Here is a 20,793-nt window from a genome sequence, read left to right on the forward strand (position 1 = left end):
GGAAAAGACAAGGGCCGGGTGCTCGCGCACACCGGCCCCGGTCTCATCCGGCGTTGCCACCGGTCAGCCGCACTTGCTGTAGCCGCAGTTCAGGCAGGTGGCGCACCCGTCCATCACCACAAGCGCCTTGGTGCTGCACTTGTGGCACATGGTGGCGCTGGGCGGGAAGCTGGTGCCCTCGCCGGTGACCTGGACGTCCTCATCGCGCCCGGCGGGGGCGGCGACTACGGCGTCAGTGTTTTTTTTTGAGCGGTCCTCGAACTGCTTGCGCTTCTCGGCGATCAGCGCGCGCTGGTGGGCGCTCATTTCCGGATCGTGCAGCAGGCCGATCGACTTCATGTGGTCTTCGACGATGGAGCCCAGCTCGGCGACCAGCGACGGCATGTACACGCCGCCGGCCTTGAAATAGCCGCCCTTGGGGTCGAACACGGCCTTCATCTCGTCGACGATGAAGGTGACGTCGCCGCCCTTGCGGAACACCGCCGACATGATGCGGGTCAGCGCCACGATCCACTGGAAATGCTCCATCGACTTGGAGTTGATGAAGATCTCGAACGGACGGCGCAGTTCGTGCTCGGTGCCGGCGTTGAGCACGATGTCGTTGATGGTCACGTAGAATGCGTGTTCCACCAGCGGCGACTTGATCTTGTAGGTGCTGCCGATCAGCACGTCGGGGCGCTCGATGCGCTCGTGCATGTGCACGATGTTGCTGTCCTGGGCATCGTCCTGCGCCTGTGCGACCGGAGCCTTGGCCGTCGCTTCCCGGGCCTTGTCGTCCGGGGTGATGACGGAATAACCCTTGATTTTCTTGTCGATCTTGACGGCCATGGTGCGGGTCCTGGTTATGCGTTGTGGTGCGGGTTGCGGCGCCCCCGCCCGCGGCGGGCGGGGGCGCGGGTGCGGCTTACTTGCGGGCGGCCTTCTTCGCCGCCTTCTTCACCGCGGTGGTCTTCCTGGCCACCGTCTTCTTCGCCGAAGCCGCCTTCTTGGCCACGGTCTTCTTTGCGGAAGCGGTCTTCCTGGCCACCGTCTTCTCGACCTTCTTCACCGCCTTACGGGTGGCGGCGGTGCGGGTGGCGACTTTCTTGGCGACCTTGCTGCCGGCCTTGTCCACCGCCTTCTTCACCGCGGCGGTCTTCTTGGCCACGGCCTTGGCCACTTTCTTCTCCGCGGCCTTCACCGTCTTCCTGGCCGAGGCGACCTTCTTCGCCACCTTCTTCTCGGCGGCGGCGACGGCCTTCTTGGCGGCGGCCTGCTTGCCGGCACCCTTCTTCTTCAGGGCCGCGGCCTCGGCCTTGGCATTAGCCTTGGCGGCCTCCAGCTTGCGGCGCACGCTGGAAACGGTCTTGCCGACCTCCTTCTTCGCCGCGGCGGCCTTCTTGGCGACGACCTTCTCGGCCTTCTTGACCGCCTTCTTCACCTTGGCGACCTGCCGGGTGGCGCCGGCCTCGACCTTGCGTGCGCGGGTCTTGACCGCGGCAACGGCATCGCCGGCGGTGGCGGCCATGGCGTCGCCGAGGTTGGCTGCGGTTTCCTTCACGTTCTCGGCAACCTGGGACACGGTCGCCGTCACACCATTGCCATTGCTCATAAAGCCCTCCTTAAGGGCATTGGATCGGTCACGTTGGCGATGCGGAATGAAGCGGGTGGGGCATGGAACACAGGCGACAACCCGGTGGTGGCGGCCACCGTCGCCGTCCCGCGCGGCGGCGGGACGGCGTGCGAAGGCGACCTCAGAACTTGCCGTAGTAGCCTTCCTTGAGGGCGTCGAACAGATTGGCGGCGGTGTGCATCTCGCCGTCGTACTCGATCTGCTCGTTGCCCTTGACCTCGACCACCTGGCCGTCTTCCAGTTCGAAGCGGTAGGTGGTGTTCTCCAGGTCCGCCTCCTTGACCAGCACGCCCTGGAAGGCGGCCGGGTTGAAGCGGAACGTGGTGCAGCCCTTCAGGCCCTGCTGGTGGGCGTAGCGGTAGATGTCCTTGAACTGCTCGTACGGGTAGTCCGTCGGCACGTTGGCGGTCTTGGAGATCGAGCTGTCCACCCACTTCTGCGCGGCCGCCTGCACGTCCACGTGTTCCTTCGGCGAGATGTCGTCGGCGGCGATGAAGTAGTCCGGCAGGCGCGAATCGGCGTCCTCGGCGAACGGCATCGCCCGGGGGTTGACCAGTTCGCGGTAGGCCAGCAGCTCGAAGGAGAACACGTCCACCTTCTCCTTGGTCTTCTTGCCTTCGCGGATCACGTTGCGGCTGTAGTGGTGCGCGAACGAGGGCTCGATGCCATTGGAGGCGTTGTTGGCCAGCGACAGGCTGATGGTGCCGGTCGGCGCGATGGAGCTGTGGTGGGTGAAGCGCGCGCCGGTCTCGGCCAGTTCGTCGACCAGCTCCGGGGCGACCGAGGCGATGCGCTGCATGTAGCGGCTGTAGCGCGCGTGCAGCACCTTGCCCTGGATCTTCTGGCCGACCTTCCAGCCGTCCTTGCGCATCTCCGGACGCTGCCGCAGCATCGCCGCGGTGACCTCGAAGGTCTCCTCCATGATCGGCGCCGGGCCCTTCTCGCGGGCCAGTTCCAGGCCGGTTTCCCAGCCGGCCACGGCCATGTCGCGGGCAATGGCTTCGGTGAACTCGCACGACTCCGGCGAACCGTACTTCATGCGCAGCATGGTCAGGGTGCTGCCCAGGCCGAGGAAGCCCATGCCGTGGCGGCGCTTGCGCATGATTTCGTTGCGCTGCTGTTCCAGCGGCAGGCCGTTGACCTCGACCACGTTGTCGAGCATGCGGGTGAACACGCGCACCACTTCCTTGTACTCGTCCCAGTCGAACGAGGCCTTGTCGGTGAACGGGTCGCGCACGAACTTGGTCAGGTTGACCGAGCCCAGCAGGCAGGCGCCGTACGGCGGCAGCGGCTGCTCGCCGCAGGGGTTGGTGGCGCGGATGCTCTCGCACCACCAGTTGTTGTTCATTTCGTTGACGCGGTCGATCAGGATGAAACCCGGCTCGGCGTAGTCGTACGTCGAGACCATGATCATGTCCCACAGGTGGCGGGCACGGATATGGCCGTACACCTTGCAGGCCACCAGGCCGTCGTCGCGGACGATGTAGTTCTCATGGGTCGGCCATTCGCGCCAGACCACTTCCTCGCCGCTGGCCGGATCCAGCTCGGCCTGCTCCTTGGTGTTGATCGGGAACACCAGCGGCCAGTCGGCGTCCTTGTCCACCGCCTCCATGAAGCCGTCGGTGATCAGCAGCGACAGGTTGAACTGGCGCAGGCGGCCGTCCTCGCGCTTGGCGCGGATGAAGTCCTTCACGTCCGGGTGCGACACGTCGAAGGTGCCCATCTGCGCGCCGCGGCGGCCACCGGCCGAGGACACGGTGAAGCACATCTTGTCGTAGATATCCATGAAGGACATCGGCCCGGAGGTGTAGGCGCCGGCGCCGGCCACGAATGCGCCGCGCGGGCGCAGGGTGCTGAACTCGTAGCCGATGCCGCAGCCGGCCTTCAGGGTCAGGCCGGCCTCGTGGACCTTCTCCAGGATGCCATCCATCGAGTCGGTGATGGTGCCCGACACGGTGCAGTTGATGGTGCTGGTGGCCGGCTTGTGTTCCTGCGCGCCGGCGTTGGAGGTGATGCGGCCGGCCGGGATCGCGCCGCGGCGCAGCGCCCAGACGAAACGCTCGTACCAGTAGGCGCGCTTGTCGTCGCTGCCTTCGGCGTCGGCCAGGGCGCGGGCCACGCGCTGGTAGGTGCCGTCGATATCGGCATCCAGCGCCTGCCCGGCCTTGGTCTTGAGGCGGTACTTCTTGTCCCAGATGTCCTGCGAGGCGGGCTGCAGGGGGATAAGGTCCGATCGGGTTGGGTTGCTGACCACTTCCAGACGCACCGTGCTCATGATGGTGGAACTCTCCTTGTGCACCTTGCGGTGCGTTTACCGTTTCCCCGGTCGGGCGGGGCTGCAACGACGACGATGCCGGCGCGTGGTCACGCGCCTGCGGGCGGGCGGGGATTGGTCCGGCGAGGGCCGGAGGTCTGCATCGCTTCCGTCGTCATTGCACGCCTTCCTATGGGGTGCCTGCACCCCGGGCCTCAACCCTACTTCTTGGGGACGCATTTCACATCAACCCAACATCTAGTGGCTGATGGCGATGCCAAGCTTACCCACCGCTTGGGTGATGTCAAACGAAAAATCTGCCCCCGGCATCTTGCAATCCGCGCAGGGCTTGCGCCCCCTGCGATTGCGGTGGCGCGGAATGTTTCATTGTCGATTTAGGTCGCTGCCGCCACACTCCATTCAGCCACTCCCGCCCCACCCGGACGCCCCGCGCGGCGTCCCCGCATGGAACCCCGGCCCTTATGCGACCGCTCCCGACCCTGCTCACGCTTGCCCTGGCCGCCGCCTTCGGCGGCTTCACCGCCAGTGCCATCAACGCCCACCTGGACAACCGCGCCCAGGCCTCCACCGGCGCCATGCTGCCCGCCACCGCGGCGCTGCCGGCGGCGGTCGCCGGCCAGCCGGTGCCGTCGCTGGCACCGATGCTGGAACGGGTGATGCCGGCCGTGGTCAGCGTCAACACCAAGCAGGTGGTGCGGGTGCGCAACCCGTTCTTCGACGACCCGTTCTTCCGCCGCCTGTTCCCGCAGGTACCGCAGGAGCGCATCAACGAGTCGCTGGGCTCGGGGGTGATCATCGACGCGGCCAGGGGCTACGTGCTGACCAACCACCACGTGATCGAGAACGCCGACGATGTGCAGGTGACGCTGGCCGACGGGCGCACGGTCAAGGCCGAATTCCTCGGGTCGGACCGCGACACCGACATCGCGCTGATCCGCATTCCCGCTGAAAAGCTCACCGCGCTGCCGCTGGGCGACAGCGACCAGCTGCGCACCGGCGATTTCGTGGTGGCCATCGGCAACCCGTTCGGCTTCAGCCAGACGGTGACCTCGGGCATCGTCTCGGCGGTGGGCCGCAGCGGCATCCGCGGGCTGGGCTACCAGAATTTCATCCAGACCGACGCCTCGATCAACCCGGGCAACTCCGGCGGCGCGCTGGTCAACCTGGCCGGGCAACTGGTCGGCATCAACACCGCCAGCTTCAACCCGCAGGGCAGCATGGCCGGCAACATCGGCCTGGGCCTGGCCATTCCCTCCAACCTCGCCCGCGACGTGGTCGAGCAGCTGATCACCAAGGGCGTGGTGGTGCGCGGCACGCTGGGCGTGGAAACCCAGAACCTGAGCCCGCAGATCGCGCAGGGGCTGGGCCTGGCCGAAGCGCGCGGCGCGCTGGTCACCCGCGTGCTGGCCGGCTCGGCCGCGGCGGCGGCCGGGCTGCGCGCCGGCGACGTGGTCACCGCGATCAACGGCCAGCGCGTGGACAACGCCCAGGCACTGCACAACTTCGAGGGCCTGCAGCCGGTCGGCCGCGTCGTCGAGCTCGACGTGCGCCGCGACGGCAAGCCGCTGCAGCTCAAGGCCACGCTCAAGGAACAGCCGCGCGCGGTGACCGGTGATACGCTGGACCCGCGCCTGTCCGGCGCCACGTTCGTCGACCTGCCCGAGTCCGCGCGCCAGTCCGGCCTCAACGGCGTCCTGGTCAGTGAGGTGGCGCGTGGCAGCCGCGCCGCGCAGTCCGGCCTGGCCAGCGGCGATATCGTGCTGGCCGCGAGCAGCGGCGAGTTCGTCGACCTGGCCAGCTGGCGCGCCAGTTTCAGCCCGCGCCCGCCGCAGCTGGTGCTGCGCATCGTGCGCGGCACCACCCAGGGACAACTGCTGATGCGCTGATCGGCCGGCGCTCGTAACGTTCCTTACACCCGGCCGCTGGTATTGCTTTCCCTGCGCCGCCCCGCTGGCGTCCCCCCGAACCGAAGGAGACGAAACAATGAGCCCCACGAACACCGACACCATGAAGGACCACCTGGGCGACGCCGGATCGCACCTGAAATCGGCCGCGCGCGCCGCCGGCACGGCGGTCAAGGACGCGGCCGGCCTGGCCGGTGACGAACTGCGCCTGGGCAAGGCCAACGTGAAGGCCGAGCTGTCCGACAGCGCCCTGTCCGGGCTGGCCGCGGCCGAACTGTCGGGCGCCGCCGCCAAGGAACAGATGGACGCGCTGATGGACAAGGGCAAGGACCTGATCGACAGCGCCGCCGACCTGATCCGCGAGCGCCCGCTGGCCTCGTTCGGCGTGGCGTTCGCCGCCGGCTGGATCATCGCCAAGCTCGCCCGCAGCAACGACTGACGCGGGCGTGGGCGACAACGCGCCACCATCGGGCGCCACCGGAAACGGCAACGACGAGGCCGGCAAGGCAGCGCCCGGGCTGGAGGAGAGCATCCGCGAGGTCGGCAGCGCCGGCCGGCAGACGCTGGATGCGGCGACCCACACGCTGCGCTCGCTGCGGCGGCTGGCCTCGGCTGATTTCGCGCTGGCCCGCAGCGCCTTCGGCCGTGGCCTGGCCTGGAGCGGCGTGGCCATCGTGTTCGGCGCCTCGGCGTGGCTGCTGCTGGCGGCCACGCTGATCGCCCTGCTGCACGCGCTGGGCCTGTCCTGGTTCGTGTCGCTGCTGGTCACTTCGCTGGCCAGCCTGGCGGTCACCGGCTATGCGATCTGGCGGGTCAGCTACTTCTTCCACCACACCGGCATGCATGCCACCCGCCGGCAGCTGTCGCGACTGGGCCTGTTCGATGAACCGGCCGAGGACGACCCCGACGCCGACGTCGAGATCCCCGGGGACCGGACGCCATGAACTTCGATGCCCTGCAGCGCCGCGTGCGCCGCGCCGAAGCCGTCGTGCAGGTACGCATGGACGAGACCGTGCGGCAATGGCACACGCTGGAAGCGGCCTGGCGCCGCAGCTGGACGCCGGGCCGCATCCTCATCGCCGGGCTCGCCGGTGGCTTTGTCGCCGGCAGGCTGGAACCCGGCGGCGCCTTCAGCGGCGCGCGCTGGCTGCAGATGATCGGCTCGGTATCCGGGTTGGTCGCCTCGGCGCAGGCCTCGATCGCCACGCTGCAGGAGGCCGGGCTGGCCGCGGCCGCCGCGGCGACCGCGGAAGCGGCCGGCGACGACGCCCCGCAGGCGGACCCGCCCACGCCGGCAGCAGGGGCGACGCCCGCGACCGCGGGCACGCCGCCGCAGGCAGCAGCCGCCGCCACCGAACTGTCAGAATCCTGAGCCGCGTGGCCGCCGGCCACGCCCCTTCCGCACCGGAGTGCCGCCCGATGTCCGCACTGCCGTCCGACACCGCTGCGCCCGACACCGCCGCCACCACCGAACCGGCCGCGCCGGCGCCGCGCCCGCGCGCCTCCACCGCCCTACTGGTGCTGGCCACGCTGGCGGTCGGCGCGACCCTGTGGGCCGCGCAGGACGTGGTCCTGCCGGTGCTGCTGGCGATGTTCTTCGCCCTGGTCGGCAACCCGATCATCCGCCTGCTGCAGAAACTGCGCCTGCCGCGCTTCCTGGCCGCGCTGCTGGTGCTGGTGCTGGGCCTGGCCAGTGCCGGCGCGCTGGCGGTGCAACTGGCCGGGCCGGCCGCCGACTGGTTCGCCGAGACGCCGCAGCAGCTGCGCGAGGTGTCGCGCAAGGTCCGCGACCTGGTGCGGCCGGTGCAGCAGGCCAACCAGGCCGCCGAGAGCTTCGCCCGGGCCGCCGGCGGCGAGGACAACCGCAAGGTGGAAGTGATCCGCACCCGGCTCGACGACCCGTACAAGGTACTGGTGCGCACGCCGCGGCTGGCCGCTTCGGCACTGGCGGTGGTGCTGCTGACCCTGTTCTTCATGATCTACGGCGAAACCCTGCAGCGGCACGTGATCGCGCTGCTGCCCAACCGCCAGCAGAAGCGTTTCACCACCGACATCCTGCGCGCGATGGAACGCGAGATCTCGCGCTATGTGCTGACCATCACCATCATCAATGCCCTGGTCGGGCTGGCCCTGGCCGGGGTGCTGGTGCTGCTGGGCATCGCCGCGCCCGAGGCGCTGCTGTGGGGCACGGTGGCGATGCTGCTGAATTTCGCACCCTACGTGGGCCCGCTGATCGGCATCGCGCTGATGCTGCTGGTCGGCCTGACCCAGTTCCGCGAGCCGCTGGCCGTCGCGGCGCCGGCGCTGGCCTACCTGGCGCTGCATACGCTGGAGGGACAGCTAGTCACCCCGATCGTGCTCGGCCGGCGCATGGCGATCTCGCCGTTGATGCTGGTCCTGGCGCTGATGCTGTTCGGCTGGCTGTGGGGCATCGTCGGCCTGTTGCTGGCGGTACCGCTGCTGGTCTGCGCCAAGCTGGTACTGGCGCGGCTGGACGGCATGCACGGCTGGGCGCGCCTGCTGGAATAGGCAAGGCGCCGCGTGCCGCGCTGCCGTAAAATGGCCCGGTGAACTTTCCTGTCCTAGCCATCACCCTCGACCTGGACGACACGCTCTGGCCGTTCGCACCCATCGGTGCCCGCATCGACCAGGTGCTGCACGACTGGATGCGCGTCCACAGCCCGGCCACGGCGGCGATGTACCCGGTGGAGGCCATGCGCGAACTGCGCGTGCGCACCTTCGACGACAACCCGCACCTGCACTACGACCTGAGCGCGCTGCGCCGCCTCACCCTGGCCGAAGCGCTGGAAAAGAGCGGTGCCGGCCTGGCGCTGCTGGAACCGGCCTACGAGGCGTTCTACGCCGCACGCAACCAGGTGGAGTTCTATCCCGACGCGCTGGACGCGCTGCGGCGCATCGCCGCGCGCGTGCCGGTGGCCGCGGTCAGCAATGGCAACGCCGACCTGCAGCGCATCGGCATCGGCGACCTGTTCGCGTTCCAGCTGGGCTCGCGCGAATTCGGCGCGGCCAAGCCGGACCCGGGCATCTTCCACGCCGCCTGCGCCCGGCTGGGTGTCGAGCGCACCCATGTCCTGCACGTGGGCGACCACGCCGAAATGGACGTGGCCGGGGCCATCCGCGCGGGCCTGCGCGGCTGTTGGATCAACCGCGAATCGCACCCCTGGACCCACGCCGGCCTGCAGCCGGACCTGCAGTTCGACACCCTCACCGGGCTGGCCGACTGGCTGGACGCGCAGGAGTGAGGCCATGTCGCAACTGGGCCGCATCGAGCACTGGAACGACGGCAAGGGCCATGGGTTCGTGCGCCCGCTGCAATCGCAGGCCGGTGCCGGCGACGCGGCGCGCGCCTTCGTCCACATCAAGGCGATTGCAGGGGCCGGCCGCCGCCCCGCCGATGGCGACCTCATCCGCTACGACTGCGAGCGTGATGCGCGCGGCCGTTTGAACGCGGTGGACGTCACGCTGGTCAATGCCGCTGGGATGCGTACCCGGGCGCAGCGGCGCGTGGCGGCGAAGACCACCGCCCGCCAGCGGCGTGGCGCGGCCGCGCCGATCGACGCCGTGCAGCGTTGCATTCTTGCCTGTGCGCTCATCGCGCTGGCCGCCGGCGGCGCGCTGCGGCTCTGGCCGCTGCCGGTGACGCTGGCCTATGTGGCGATGGGCACGGTGTCGTTCTTCGCCTATGCCCGGGACAAGAACGCCGCCGGTAACGGCCAATGGCGCACGCGCGAAAGCACCCTGCACGCCTTCGACCTGCTGTGCGGCTGGCCGGGCGGCCTGCTGGCGCAGCAGGCATTCCGCCACAAGACCCGCAAGATCGGCTTCCAGCTCGGCTTCTGGACCAGCGCGGTGCTGAACTGCGCCGCCCTCTACTGGCTGCTTCCACGTATCGGAACGGCATCATGACAACGGGCGGCCGGCCATCGCGCGCCACCGCCCCCCATTACCAGGAATGACCCCCATGTCTGCTTCGCCATCCATTGGTTTCACCTCCGATGCCAACAACGCCCTGCCGCTGCACGTACTCGACAAGGCGTCGTTCGCTGCGTGGCTGGACGCCCAGCCGGCGGCCACGCAGGCGTGGCTGAAGAGCCAGCAGTTCACCGCCGCGCCGGGCAGCGTGGCGTTGCTGCCCGGCAACGACGGGCTGGCCGGCGCGGTGCTGGGCGTCGGCGACCGCGCCGATGCCCATGCCTACGCGCACGGCCCGTTCGCACTGCCGGCCGGCAGCCGCTGGCAGCTTGCCAGCGCGCTCGATGCCGCCGGGCTTTCCAACCTGCACCTGGGCTGGGGCCTGGGCAGCTACCGCTTTGCCCGCTACCGCAAGCCGGCACGGCAACCGGCACAACTGCTGGCCACGCCGTCAGCGGAGGTACAGGACGTGCTTGCCGCGTGCCTGCGCGTGCGCGACTGGGTCAACACCCCGACCGAGGACATGGGCCCGCAGCACCTGGAAGACGCCGCGCGCGCGCTGGCCGACGCCCACGGCGGCACGCTGGAAGTGATCGCCGGCGACGAACTGCTGGAGATGAATTTCCCCACCATCCACGCGGTCGGCCGCGCCTCGCACCGCGCGCCGCGGCTGATCGTGCTGCGCTGGGGCCAGGACACCGCCCCGCACCTGGCGCTGGTCGGCAAGGGCGTGTGCTTCGACACCGGCGGGCTGGACCTGAAGCCGGCCGACGGCATGCGCAACATGAAGAAGGACATGGGCGGCGCCGCGCATGCGCTGGCGCTGGCCGGGCTGGTGATGGCACAGAAGCTGCCGGTGCGGCTGACCCTGGTGGTGCCGGCGGTGGAGAACGCGGTCGGCCCCGACGCGTTCCGCCCGGGCGAAGTGATCACCACGCGCAAGGGCATCACCGTGGAGATCGACAACACCGACGCCGAGGGCCGCCTGATCCTGTGCGACGCACTGGCCTACGCCAGCGAGATGCAGCCCGACGCGATCATCGATTTCGCCACCCTGACCGGTGCCGCGCGCATCGCCCTGGGCCCGGACCTGCCGGCGCTGTTCGCCAACGACGACACGCTCGCCCGGCAGTGGCTGGAGGCCGGCGAGCAGACCCGCGACCCGGTGTGGCGCATGCCGTTGTGGCGGCCGTACCAGCGCTACCTCAACAGTGGCATCGCCGACATGGCCAACGCCGGCTCGCGCATGGCCGGCAGCGTCACCGCGGCGCTGTACCTGGAGCGCTTCGTCGACGAGGGCCGCGCGTGGGCGCACCTGGACGTCTACGCCTGGAACGACAGCGACCGCCCGGGGCGCCCGGCCGGCGGCGAGGCGCTGGCGCTGCGCTCGGCGTGGGCGATGCTCAAGGCCCGCTACGGCTGATGCCGGCACTGCCGGCCGGAGCGGTCCGGCCGGCGCTGCCCGGGGCGGGGAATATCTGACGAAAAATTGAATTTTTCCGGCTGCCCGGTTCTGCGACGATGTGCGGGCCCTTCCCATGCTCGACCCAGGCAGGACCGCGACATGCCACTGCTCCCTCCTCCCCCTGCAGGCCAGGATCCACAGGCGCCCGGCCGCCACACCGCCTTGCCCTGGATCGCGCTGATCGCGCTGATCCTGGGTGCCGCCGCGCTGGCCTTTGCCTGGCTGGCCGGCTGGATCGGCCGCGAACGGCTGACCGCGCAGCGTTTCACCGACACCATCGAGGCGACCGGCGCGGCCCATCCCGGCTTCCGCCGCGCGCACAGCAAGGGCGTGTGCGTGAGCGGCTGGTTCGAACCCAGCGCGCAGGCGCCGTCGCTGTCGCGGGCACGCGTGTTCACGCAGCCGCGGGTGCCGGTGCTCGGCCGGCTGTCGATCGGCGGCGGCGATCCGCATGGCGCCGACGGCAATGCGCGGGTGCGCAGCATCGCCCTGCGCCTGGCCAGCGACGATGGCCAGGAATGGCGGATGGCGATGAACAGTTTCCCGTTCTTCGCGGTGCCCACGCCCGAGGCGTTCTACGAACAGACCCGCGCGCAGGTGCCGGATCCGGCCACCGGCAAGCCCGACCCGGCGAAAATGGCCGCGGTGCTGGCGAAATACCCCAGCGCGCAGGCGTTCCAGCAGTGGGCGCGGACCGCGCCGTGGACCGACAGCTGGGCCAACACCACGTTCAACGGCATCAACAGCTTCTGGTTCACCAATGCGCAGGGCCAGGCGCGTGCCGTGCGCTGGCGCTGGCAGCCGCAGGCGCCGGTGGTCGAGCTCGACCCACAGGCGCGCAGGCACGCGGACGCGGATTTCCTCAGCCAGGACCTGCAGCGCCGGCTGGCCGCCGGTCCGCTGCGCTGGAACCTGGTGGTCAGCCTCGCCGGCCCCGGCGATGCGGTCGACGATCCCTCGGTGCCGTGGCCGGCGTCGCGTCCGGAAGTGATGGCCGGCGTGCTCAGCCTGGAGCGCATGCAGTCGCAGGAACAGGGCGCCTGCGGCGAACTGAACTTCGACCCGCTGATCCTGCCCACCGGCATGCGCGGCAGCGATGACCCGGTGCTGGCGGCACGCTCGGCGATCTATTCGCAGTCGTTCAACCGCCGCGAGCGCGAACGCGCCGCCGGCGCCCCGGCGCAGCCGCGGGAGGCCACGCGATGAGCACCGGCAACGGCCATTTCAACCTGCTGGCGCGGGTGTTGCACTGGTCCATGGCGCTGATGATCGTGGCCATGCTGTTCATCGGCGTGAGCATGGTCGCTTCGCTGCACCTGCGGCCGCTGCTGATCGACCTGCACCGCCCGCTGGGCATCGCCATCGGCGTGCTGGCGCTGCTGCGCCTGTACAACCGGCTGCGCCACCGCCCGCCACCGCTGCCGGCGGACCTGCCGCCATGGCAGGCACTGGCGGCCAGGGCCTCGCACGCGGTGCTGTACGCGCTGATGCTGGCGATGCCGCTGATCGGCTGGGCCATGCTGTCGGCCGGCGGTTATCCCATCGTGCTGTGGGGCGGCGTGCACCTGCCGGCGATCGTGCCGCATACGCCGGCGCTGTACGCGGCGCTGCGCGCTGCCCACGGCGTGCTGGCCTATGCGCTGTTCGCCACGGTGCTGGCGCACGTCGGCGCGGCGCTGTTCCACCTGTGGGTGCGGCGCGACGGCGTGTTCCAGGCGATGGCCCGCGGCAGGGACTGAGGTTCCACCGCGCGGCGTGGGCGCCCACACCGCGCGGCGCCGCCGCAAGCCTCGCGCTGCCGTCGCCTCAGGTATCGCCACCTGGCGACCGGTGGCGGCGGATCCCGACTACAGCCAACCCTTCTGCCGTGCCAGCCGGTGCGCCTCGATGCGATTGGCCACGCCCAGCTTGCCGATGCAGTCGGACAGGTAGTTGCGCACGGTGCCGTGCGACAGCCCGAGCTGTTCGGCGATCTCGTTGGCCGAGCGGCCCTCGCCCGCCAGCCGCAGCACCTGGCGCTCGCGGTCGTTGAGCGGGTCGGCCTCGGACCAGGCTTCCACCGCCAGTTGCGGATCGATGGCGCGGCCGCCGCGGTGCACCTGGCGCAGGGCCTCGGCCAGCTTTTCCGCCGGCGCGTCCTTCAGCAAGTAGCCCTGCACCCCGGCGTCCAGGGCGCGGCGCAGGAAGCCGCCGCGGGCGAAGGTGGTGACGATCACCACTTTCGCCGCCAGCCCATGGCGCTGCACCCGCTGGGCCAGCTCCAGCCCGGTCAGCCCCGGCATCTCGATATCGGTGACCAGCACGTCCGGGGCCAGCCGCTGCAGCTCGCGCCACGCCGCCTCGCCGTCGGCCGCGGTGCCCACCACCTCGATGTCCAGTTCCAGGTTCAGCAGCGCCGACAAGGCGCCGCGCACCATGGCCTGGTCTTCGGCCAGCAGGATGCGGATCATGCGCGCGCCTCCATTGCCGGTGTGGGTGCCTCGGGCGCGGTGCCGGGGGCGGCGCCCGGTTCGCCGAGCGGCACGGTTACCGCCAGCCGCGTGCCGCCGCCGCGCGGCGAGTCGATGCGCAGGCTGCCGCCCAGTGCCGCCACCCGTTCGCGCATGCCGGCCAGGCCGTTGCCGTTGGCGGATACGCCGCCGCGGCCGTCATCGGCCACCTCCAGCACCACCGCCCCGTCCTCCACCCGCAGCGCGATCAGCGCCTCGCTGGCCTGCGCGTGGCGGGCGATGTTGGTGACCGCTTCGCGCAGCACCATGGCCAGCCCGCATTCGATCCAGGCCGGCATGGGCGGTGGGGGTGTGTGCCGCAGGTGCACCCGCGAGGACTCCAGCAGCAGGTGCGCCGAGGCCAGCTCGGCGGCCATGTCGGCGGCGCGGAAGCCGGTGACGGCGCTGCGCACCTGCGCCAGCGCGTCGCGCGCGATCTGCTCGGCCTCGGCCAGCTCACGCCGCGAACGCGCCGGGTCGCGCTCGAACAGCTTGCGCGACAGCTCCATTTTCAGCGTGATCAGCGACAGCGTGTGCCCGAGCAGGTCGTGCAGGTCGCGGCCGATGCGCTCGCGCTCGGCGGTGGCCGCCAGCCGGCGCACCTCCTCGTGCGACAGCCGCAGCGCGGCGTCCTTCTCGCTGCTGGCGCGCTCGACGTTGACGATCAGGCCGATGATCACGGTCAAGGCCGGGATCCACGCGACGACCTGCCACGGGTAACCGATCCACGCGGCCAGCGCGACGAAGCCGGTGTTGAGCAGCGCCAGCTCCAGCAGGTAGCGGCGCACGCTGATGCAGCGGTTGGAGCGCAGCATCACGCAGCCGAACACGAAGTAGTTCATGCCCGACGGATAGCTGCGCAGCAGCGCCATGGACAGCACGATCATCGCCAGCGCGAACAGCGGTGCGTTGCGCCGCGACGCCACCAGGGTCATCACGAACAGCACCAGGAACAGCGGGTACGACCACAGCGTGATCAGCACCCAGCGCAGGGTGAAGCCGGCGCCGAACATCGGCGTGAGGAACACCCACACCGTCCACAGCAGGTGCACCGCGTCGATCCACGGCCATTTGCCGAGCTTGAGGTTGTCGGCCACCACCGAATCGGGGGCGGGCGTCAGCCAGGCGGGGATATGGCGGTGGTTCACGAGGCGGTTCCTGTCGCGCAGGCGTCGATGATGCCATCAGCCATGGCGGCGCAGGCGGTGCACGGCCAGCGCCAGGACCACGGCGGTGAACCCGGCCAGCCACAGCACGTGCGGTCCGGCGGCGCCGGTGCCCAGGCCCAGCGCCGACTGCGCCAGCGCGTTGAGGTGGTAGCTGGGCCACAGCGGCGCCTGCGCGCGCAGCAGCGGCGGCAGCATCTGCAACGGGAACCACAACCCGGACAGGAACGCCATGGGCAGGTACAGCAGGTTGACCATGGCCGGCGCGCCCTGGCCCTTGACCAGGGTGCCCAGCAACAGCCCCAGCGCGCAGAACGGCACCGCGCCGAGGATGCAGACCAGCGCCAGCCGCAGCATCTGCGCCGCCTGCAGCTGCACGTGCGCCAGGGTCAGCCCCAGCGCCTGCAGCAGGCAGGTGATCAGCGCCGCCATCAGCATGGCCATCGCGGTCTTGCCGAGCAGGTAGGCGGCCGGCGGCATCGGCAGCGCGCGCTTGAGGGTGAGCAGGCCGTTGTCGCGCTCCAGCGCCAGCGACATGCCGAAGCCGAACAGGCCCGGCGCCATCACCCCGAAAGTGGAATACGACGCCAGCAGGAAGCGCGGCACCTCGGCCGCGCCGCGGCCGCCCAGCACCACCGCGAACATCACGAAGAACACCGCCGGGAACAGCAGCGTCGGCAGCAGGAACGACGGGCTGCGCAGGTAACGCAGGCATTCGGCGCGCGTCTCCTGCAGGTAGGCGGCAACCACGCGGCCGCGCGGCATCGGCGGCTGGGTGGCGGAACAGGCAGGCACGGTGTCCATCAGGCGGCCTCGCGCAGAACGGAGCAGGCGACGCGGTCGTCGCGGGTCAGGTCGCAGAACGCCTCGTCCAGGCCGGCGGCCTGTACTTCCAGGCCGGCCAGTGCCGGATCGGCCTCGAGCAGGCGCCGCACCACGGTTTCCACCTGGTCGCTGGAGACCTGCAGCCAGGTGCCATCGTGATCGACCTGGCGTACGCCGGGCCAGCCGGCCACGGCGCTGGCCGCGAGCGTGGACCGGCAGCGGATACGGCGGGTCTGTACCCGGGCGCGCAGCGCGTCGACGCTGCCGTCGCTGACGATACGCCCGCGCATGAGCACGCAGACGCGGTCGGCCAGGTGCCCGGCCTCCTCCAGATAATGCGTGGTCAACACCACGCCCACGCCTTCGCCGGCCAGCGTGCGCACGGCGGCCCACAGCCGCTGCCGCGCCGGCAGGTCCAGGCCCACCGTGGGCTCGTCCAGGAACAGCAGCCGCGGGCGCCCGCACAACGCGATGGCGAACTGCACGCGCCGCTGCTGGCCGCCGGACAGCTTGCCGTAGGGCCGCCCGAGCAGATCCTCGATCCCGGCCATTGCCGCGCTCTCGGCCAGCGGCCGCGGCGCCGGGTAGTAGCTGGCAGTCAGCCGCAGCAGCTCGCCGACCTTCAGCGTCGGCGGCAGCGCCGCGTCCTGCAGCATCACGCCGATGCCGCGACGTGACCCCATCTGCTGCGGGTCCCGCCCGAACAGGCGCACCTGGCCGGCGTCGGCGCGCAGCAGGCCCAGCAGCAGGCCGATGGTGGTGGTCTTGCCGGCGCCGTTGGGCCCAAGCAAGGCCAGCACCTGCCCGGCATGCAGGTCCAGGTCCACGCCATCCAGCGCCTGCAGCGCGCCATAGCGCTTGCGCACCCCGCGCAGGCTCGCCAGTACTTGCCCCCTCGCGTCCATCCACCCACCTCCGCTGATCGATGGCGCCACGGTATCCAGCCGCGCCGCCGGCGCGCAGTGGCGGCGGTCAGGCCAGGCGGGTGACACCCGTCACCTGCGCGGTGGAAGCGCGCCACCTAGAATCGGTCCCCGCCACCGGCCGCCCGCCAGCGCCGGTTTGGGTTACCTTCCGTCACTTCTTCCCGCCTCCCGTTCCGGTACCGATGAACACCTCCGCCGACCTGCTCAAGGAACTCCGCATCGACCGCTCGGCGCCGCCGCCGACCGGCCCCGCCGCCCCGCGCCGCTGGCTGTGGTGGGTGCTGGGGCTGCTGGCGCTGCTGGTGCTCGCGGTCGTCGCCGGCATTTTCTTCAGCCGTGGCAAGCCGGTGGTGGTGGAGACCGCAGCGGTGGTCGCCATCGGCCAGGACAGCGCCAGTGCATCGGTGCTCGACGCCAGCGGCTACGTGGTGGCGCGGCGCATGGCCACCGTGTCGGCCAAGATCACCGGCAAGGTGCGCGAGGTGATGATCGAGGAAGGCATGCGCGTGGAGGAGGGCCAGGTCATGGCCACCCTCGACCCGATCGACGCCAACGCGCAGCGCGCGCTCAACGCCGCCCAGCTCGACGCCGCGCGCAGCCAGGTCGACGGCCTGCAGGCGCAGTTGCGCCAGGCCGAGGCCGACGCCCAGCGCCTGCAGCAGCTGGTCGGCCGGCAGCTGGTGTCGCGCTCGCAGTACGACCAGTCCGTGGCCCAGCGCGACAGCCTGCGCGCGCAGCTGGCCACCGCCCGCCACAACGCCACCGTCGCCCGCGACGCGCTGGCCATCGCCGACCTGGGCGTGGACAACAATGTGGTGCGCGCGCCGTTCGCCGGCGTGGTCACCGCCAAGGCCGCGCAGCCGGGCGAAATCGTCTCGCCGCTGTCGGCCGGCGGCGGCTTCACCCGCACCGGCATCGGCACCATCGTCGACATGGATTCGCTGGAGATCGAAGTCGAGGTGGGCGAGGCCTACATCGGTCGCGTGCAGCCGAAGATGCCGGTCGAAGCCGTGCTGAACGCCTACCCGGACTGGAAGATTCCGGCCGAAGTGATCGCCATCATCCCCACCGCCGACCGCGGCAAGGCCACGGTCAAGGTGCGCGTGGCGCTGAAGGTGAAGGACCCGCGCATCGTGCCGGAGATGGGCGTGCGGGTGAGCTTCCTGGAAAAGCCGGCGGCCGCCGGCGAGAAGAAGCCCGAGGGCGTGCGCGTGCCGGCGACGGCGATCGTGCAGCGCGGGCAGGACACGGTGGCGTTCGTGGTCGGCGGCGACGACACGGTGCAGGCGCAGGCGCTGAAGACCGGCATGGAAATGGGCAAGGACCGGCAGGTGCTGTCGGGCCTGTCGGCGGGACAGACGGTGGTGGTGAACCCGCCGCCGACACTGAAGGACGGCGACAAGGTGGCACTGGCCAGCGACGCGGCGCAATGACCGGGTGCCCTTCTCCCCGGGGGGAGAAGGTGCCCGGATGGCGGATGAGGACGCACGGCGCCGGGGATGGCTGATCCATCCGGGCTCCATCGCCCCTCACCGCAAGCCCCGCTCCAGGGCACACGCGCCAGTGGCACGCAGCCCGCGCCTTCTCCCCCGGAGGGCGAGGGGCCTGAAAACTGATCTCCGCGGTTGCTATTGCTGTTGCTGTTGCTGTTGCTGTTGCTGTTGCTGTTGCTGTTGCTGTTGCTCGTGACTCTGCTCCCGCTTTTGATTTCCGCCCCCCCTTCCGCAGCGACGGAGCCGGCGGGAAAAACCCGAAGGGCGACGTGCATGGATGCACGTCGTTTTTCGACGAGACAGGGATGTCTCGTCGAAAAATCCCGCCGTCGGAGTGGACCCGGCGCGCGTAGCGCGTCGGGCGCGTAGGCAGGGCGTGCTTTCTCTTGGTTACTTCTCTTTGCACGAGCAAAGAGAAGTGACTCGCTCCTGCGAAGCAGGAGTGACAGCCCTGCTTTCAAGCTCTCGCTTGGGTTGTTGTTTCTTTCCAAAGCAAAGCCCCAAGCAACGGCTCAAGCAGGATCAGGAGCTTTCGCTCCTCCTTTGGGGCCCGCCGGGCTGCGCCCGCCGGTTCCCTGCGCTCCTCGCGGGCCAGGGGGACGGCCCGCTCTACGGCCTGAAGAAGTCAAAAGAAAACTGCAAAAGCAACCGCAACCGCAACCGCAACCGCCGAAGCATCGCCCCATTCACCGCTCCCGCCCACGCGGGAGAAAAAGCAGAACGGCGCGGCAGCGCCACCCACCGCACCACCGCAGAGGACCACCCATGACCGCCCTCGTCACCCTCCGCAACATCACCAAGACCTACCAGCGCGGCCCCGAGAAGGTGCAGGTGCTGCACGGCATCGACCTGGACATTGACCGCGGCGACTTCGTCGCGCTGATGGGTCCGTCCGGTTCGGGCAAGACCACCCTGCTCAACCTGATCGGCGGACTGGATACGCCCAGCGGCGGCGAGATCGCCATCGAAGGCCAGCGCATCGACCAGCTCGGCGCCGGCCAGCTTTCGACCTGGCGCAGCCACCACGTCGGCTTCGTGTTCCAGTTCTACAACCTGATGCCGATGCTCACCGCGCAGAAGAACGTGGAGCTGCCGCTGCTGCTGACCAACCTGTCGGCCGGCGAACGCAGGCGCCGCGCACAGATCGCGCTGGCCCTGGTCGGCCTGGCCGACCGCCGCGACCATCGCCCCAACGAGCTGTCCGGCGGCCAGCAGCAGCGCGTGGCCATCGCCCGCGCCATCGTCTCCGACCCGATGTTCCTGATCTGCGACGAGCCCACCGGCGACCTCGACCGGCAGAGTGCCGAGGAGGTGCTGGGCCTGCTGCAGCTGCTCAACCGCGAGCACGGCAAGACCATCATCATGGTCACCCATGACCCGAAGGCGGCCGAGTACGCCACCCACACCGTGCATCTGGACAAGGGCGAGCTGGTCGACGCCCCGGTGCACTGAAGGAGCCCGGCCATGAACATTCGACACGATCGCCGCGCTTCGGCGCACCGCCGCCCGCGCCACGGCGCGCAGGAGGGCAGGCCATGAAGTACTTCTCGCTGATCTGGGCGCAGCTGTTCCGCAGCCGCACCCGCACCCTGTTCACGCTGCTGTCGGTGGTCACCGCATTCCTGCTGTTCGGCATGCTCGATTCGGTCCGCGTGGCGTTCAGCAGCGGCGGCAGCAGCGTGGCCGGCGCCAACCGCCTGGTCGTCGCCTCGCGGCTGTCGATCACCCAGTCGTTGCCGATCCGCCTGGAATCGCAGATCCGCCAGGTACAGGGCGTGCACGACGTCACTTACGGCATGTGGTTCGGCGGCATCTACCAGGACCCGAAGAACTTCTTCCCCAACTTCTCGGTGGCGCCCAACTATTTCGACGTCTACCGCGAGTTCGAGATCCCGAAGGAGCAGCTGGACGCGTTCCACAACACCCGCACCGGTGCCATCGTCGGCGCGACGCTGGCCAACCAGTTCGGCTGGAAGATCGGCGACACCATCCCGCTGCAGGCCACGATCTTCCCGCGTGGCGGCAGCAACGACTGGCCGTTGCAGCTGGTGGGCGTGTTCCACTCGAAGAACACCGCCACCGCCGCCAACGACGAGCGCCAGTTGATGATGAACTGGAAGTACTTCGACGAATCCAACGACTACATCAAGAACCAGGTGAGCTGGTACACGGTCACGCTGGACAATGCCGACCACGCCTCGCGCGTGGCCCAGGCGATCGACGCGATCTCGGCCAATTCCGACCACGAGACCAAGAGCCAGACCGAGTCGGCGTTCCAGCAGGCCTTCATCAAGCAGTTCGCCGACATCGGCATGATCGTCACCTCGATCATGGGCGCGGTGTTCTTCACCCTGCTGCTGTTGACCGGCAACACCATGGCGCAGGCGGTGCGCGAGCGCATCCCGGAGCTGGCCACGCTCAAGACGCTGGGCTTCAAGGACGGCACCGTGCTGATGCTGGTGATGGTCGAATCGGTGCTGCTGGTCGGCCTGGGCGGCGCCCTCGGCCTTAGCCTGGCGGCGCTGGCACTGCCGCTGATGGCCCCCAAGACCATGGGCATGCTGCCGCCGCAGGTACCACTGCAGACCTGGTTCATGGGTCTGGGGCTGATCGTGCTGATCGGCCTGGTGGTGGGCGTGCTGCCGGCGCTGCGCGCCAAGCGGCTGAAGATCGTCGACGCACTGGCCGGGCGCTGAGGAGAACGA

21 protein-coding genes are annotated in these 20,793 nt (G+C 70.0%); 14 read left to right on the top strand and 7 right to left on the bottom strand.

All coding sequences use genetic code 11. The features are described 5' to 3' along the window. Nucleotides 1-63: 63 nt before the first annotated feature. From MKP15_RS08560 to MKP15_RS08570, 3 genes are all read right to left on the bottom strand, one after another. A complete protein-coding gene (locus MKP15_RS08560) occupies nt 64-828 on the bottom strand; it encodes an NrdJb (protein WP_054667934.1) in 765 nt (254 codons plus the stop codon). A 76-nt stretch (nt 829-904) separates the two neighbouring features. After that, complete coding sequence (locus MKP15_RS08565) at nt 905-1,591, bottom strand: hypothetical protein (protein WP_104939777.1); 687 nt, start codon at nt 1,589-1,591, stop codon at nt 905-907. A 142-nt stretch (nt 1,592-1,733) separates the two neighbouring features. Next, nucleotides 1,734-3,887, bottom strand: a complete 2,154-nt coding sequence (locus tag MKP15_RS08570; RefSeq protein ID WP_161614906.1) for an adenosylcobalamin-dependent ribonucleoside-diphosphate reductase — start codon at nt 3,885-3,887, stop codon at nt 1,734-1,736. 461 nt (nt 3,888-4,348) lie between these two features. Between MKP15_RS08570 and MKP15_RS08575 the strand changes: the two genes are divergently transcribed. The 10 genes from MKP15_RS08575 to MKP15_RS08620 all read left to right on the top strand — a co-directional run bounded on the left by MKP15_RS08575 (nt 4,349) and on the right by MKP15_RS08620 (nt 12,928). Then, the gene (locus MKP15_RS08575; protein WP_240212426.1) at nt 4,349-5,773 is read left to right on the top strand and encodes a Do family serine endopeptidase; all 1,425 of its coding nucleotides are present in this window, start codon (nt 4,349-4,351) and stop codon (nt 5,771-5,773) included. A 97-nt stretch (nt 5,774-5,870) separates the two neighbouring features. Then, nucleotides 5,871-6,230, top strand: coding sequence for a hypothetical protein (locus MKP15_RS08580; RefSeq protein ID WP_104939780.1), 360 nt, complete (start codon nt 5,871-5,873; stop codon nt 6,228-6,230). A gap of 79 nt (nt 6,231-6,309) precedes the next feature. After that, the gene (locus MKP15_RS08585; protein WP_104940289.1) at nt 6,310-6,735 is read left to right on the top strand and encodes a hypothetical protein; all 426 of its coding nucleotides are present in this window, start codon (nt 6,310-6,312) and stop codon (nt 6,733-6,735) included. After that, nucleotides 6,732-7,163 (top strand): protein sip-5, encoded by a 432-nt coding sequence (locus MKP15_RS08590; protein ID WP_240212427.1) that lies wholly within the window; start codon nt 6,732-6,734, stop codon nt 7,161-7,163. Before MKP15_RS08585 ends, MKP15_RS08590 begins: the two co-directional genes overlap by 4 nt. A 47-nt stretch (nt 7,164-7,210) precedes the next feature. Then, a complete protein-coding gene (locus MKP15_RS08595) occupies nt 7,211-8,320 on the top strand; it encodes an AI-2E family transporter (RefSeq protein WP_240212428.1) in 1,110 nt (369 codons plus the stop codon). A 38-nt stretch (nt 8,321-8,358) separates the two neighbouring features. Further along, nucleotides 8,359-9,054, top strand: a complete 696-nt coding sequence (locus MKP15_RS08600) for an HAD family hydrolase (RefSeq protein ID WP_104939783.1) — start codon at nt 8,359-8,361, stop codon at nt 9,052-9,054. A gap of 4 nt (nt 9,055-9,058) precedes the next feature. Beyond that, the gene (locus MKP15_RS08605) at nt 9,059-9,718 is read left to right on the top strand and encodes a DUF1294 domain-containing protein (RefSeq protein WP_240212429.1); all 660 of its coding nucleotides are present in this window, start codon (nt 9,059-9,061) and stop codon (nt 9,716-9,718) included. A 46-nt stretch (nt 9,719-9,764) separates the two neighbouring features. Continuing rightward, nucleotides 9,765-11,147, top strand: a complete 1,383-nt coding sequence (locus MKP15_RS08610) for a leucyl aminopeptidase family protein (RefSeq protein WP_240212430.1) — start codon at nt 9,765-9,767, stop codon at nt 11,145-11,147. A gap of 141 nt (nt 11,148-11,288) precedes the next feature. Continuing rightward, nucleotides 11,289-12,395 carry a catalase family peroxidase gene (locus MKP15_RS08615; RefSeq protein WP_240212431.1) on the top strand — a complete coding sequence of 369 codons (1,107 nt, stop codon included), beginning with the start codon at nt 11,289-11,291 and terminating at the stop codon, nt 12,393-12,395. After that, entirely contained in the window at nt 12,392-12,928 is a 537-nt protein-coding gene (locus MKP15_RS08620; RefSeq protein WP_240212432.1) for a cytochrome b, read from the top strand. Before MKP15_RS08615 ends, MKP15_RS08620 begins: the two co-directional genes overlap by 4 nt. 108 nt (nt 12,929-13,036) lie before the next feature. On the opposite strand, the gene MKP15_RS08625 is transcribed toward MKP15_RS08620, so the two are convergent. The 4 genes from MKP15_RS08625 to MKP15_RS08640 are packed head-to-tail and all read right to left on the bottom strand — an operon-like array spanning nt 13,037 to nt 16,574. Further along, nucleotides 13,037-13,639, bottom strand: a complete 603-nt coding sequence (locus tag MKP15_RS08625; RefSeq protein WP_104939788.1) for a response regulator transcription factor — start codon at nt 13,637-13,639, stop codon at nt 13,037-13,039. Then, nucleotides 13,636-14,826 (bottom strand): sensor histidine kinase, encoded by a 1,191-nt coding sequence (locus tag MKP15_RS08630; RefSeq protein WP_240212433.1) that lies wholly within the window; start codon nt 14,824-14,826, stop codon nt 13,636-13,638. The genes MKP15_RS08625 and MKP15_RS08630 overlap by 4 nt, the downstream gene beginning before the upstream one ends. Nucleotides 14,827-14,862: 36 nt before the next feature. Beyond that, entirely contained in the window at nt 14,863-15,648 is a 786-nt protein-coding gene (locus MKP15_RS08635) for an ABC transporter permease (protein WP_240212434.1), read from the bottom strand. Next, nucleotides 15,648-16,574 (bottom strand): ABC transporter ATP-binding protein, encoded by a 927-nt coding sequence (locus tag MKP15_RS08640; RefSeq protein WP_240212435.1) that lies wholly within the window; start codon nt 16,572-16,574, stop codon nt 15,648-15,650. Before MKP15_RS08640 ends, MKP15_RS08635 begins: the two co-directional genes overlap by 1 nt. A 203-nt stretch (nt 16,575-16,777) precedes the next feature. Here MKP15_RS08640 and MKP15_RS08645 point away from each other — a divergent pair, with 203 nt between their 5' ends. The 4 genes from MKP15_RS08645 to MKP15_RS08660 all read left to right on the top strand — a co-directional run bounded on the left by MKP15_RS08645 (nt 16,778) and on the right by MKP15_RS08660 (nt 20,784). Then, nucleotides 16,778-18,028, top strand: a complete 1,251-nt coding sequence (locus MKP15_RS08645; RefSeq protein WP_240212436.1) for an efflux RND transporter periplasmic adaptor subunit — start codon at nt 16,778-16,780, stop codon at nt 18,026-18,028. Between the two features lie 502 nt (nt 18,029-18,530). Beyond that, nucleotides 18,531-18,857 carry a hypothetical protein gene (locus MKP15_RS08650; protein ID WP_240212437.1) on the top strand — a complete coding sequence of 109 codons (327 nt, stop codon included), beginning with the start codon at nt 18,531-18,533 and terminating at the stop codon, nt 18,855-18,857. Next, nucleotides 18,854-19,540, top strand: a complete 687-nt coding sequence (locus MKP15_RS08655) for an ABC transporter ATP-binding protein (protein WP_104939792.1) — start codon at nt 18,854-18,856, stop codon at nt 19,538-19,540. The genes MKP15_RS08650 and MKP15_RS08655 overlap by 4 nt, the downstream gene beginning before the upstream one ends. 83 nt (nt 19,541-19,623) lie before the next feature. Next, nucleotides 19,624-20,784 carry an FtsX-like permease family protein gene (locus tag MKP15_RS08660; protein WP_240212438.1) on the top strand — a complete coding sequence of 387 codons (1,161 nt, stop codon included), beginning with the start codon at nt 19,624-19,626 and terminating at the stop codon, nt 20,782-20,784. Nucleotides 20,785-20,793 lie beyond the last annotated feature (9 nt).

It is taken from the genome of Stenotrophomonas sp. Y6 (assembly GCF_022436665.1).
Taxonomy (GTDB): Bacteria; Pseudomonadota; Gammaproteobacteria; order Xanthomonadales; family Xanthomonadaceae; genus Stenotrophomonas; species Stenotrophomonas acidaminiphila_A.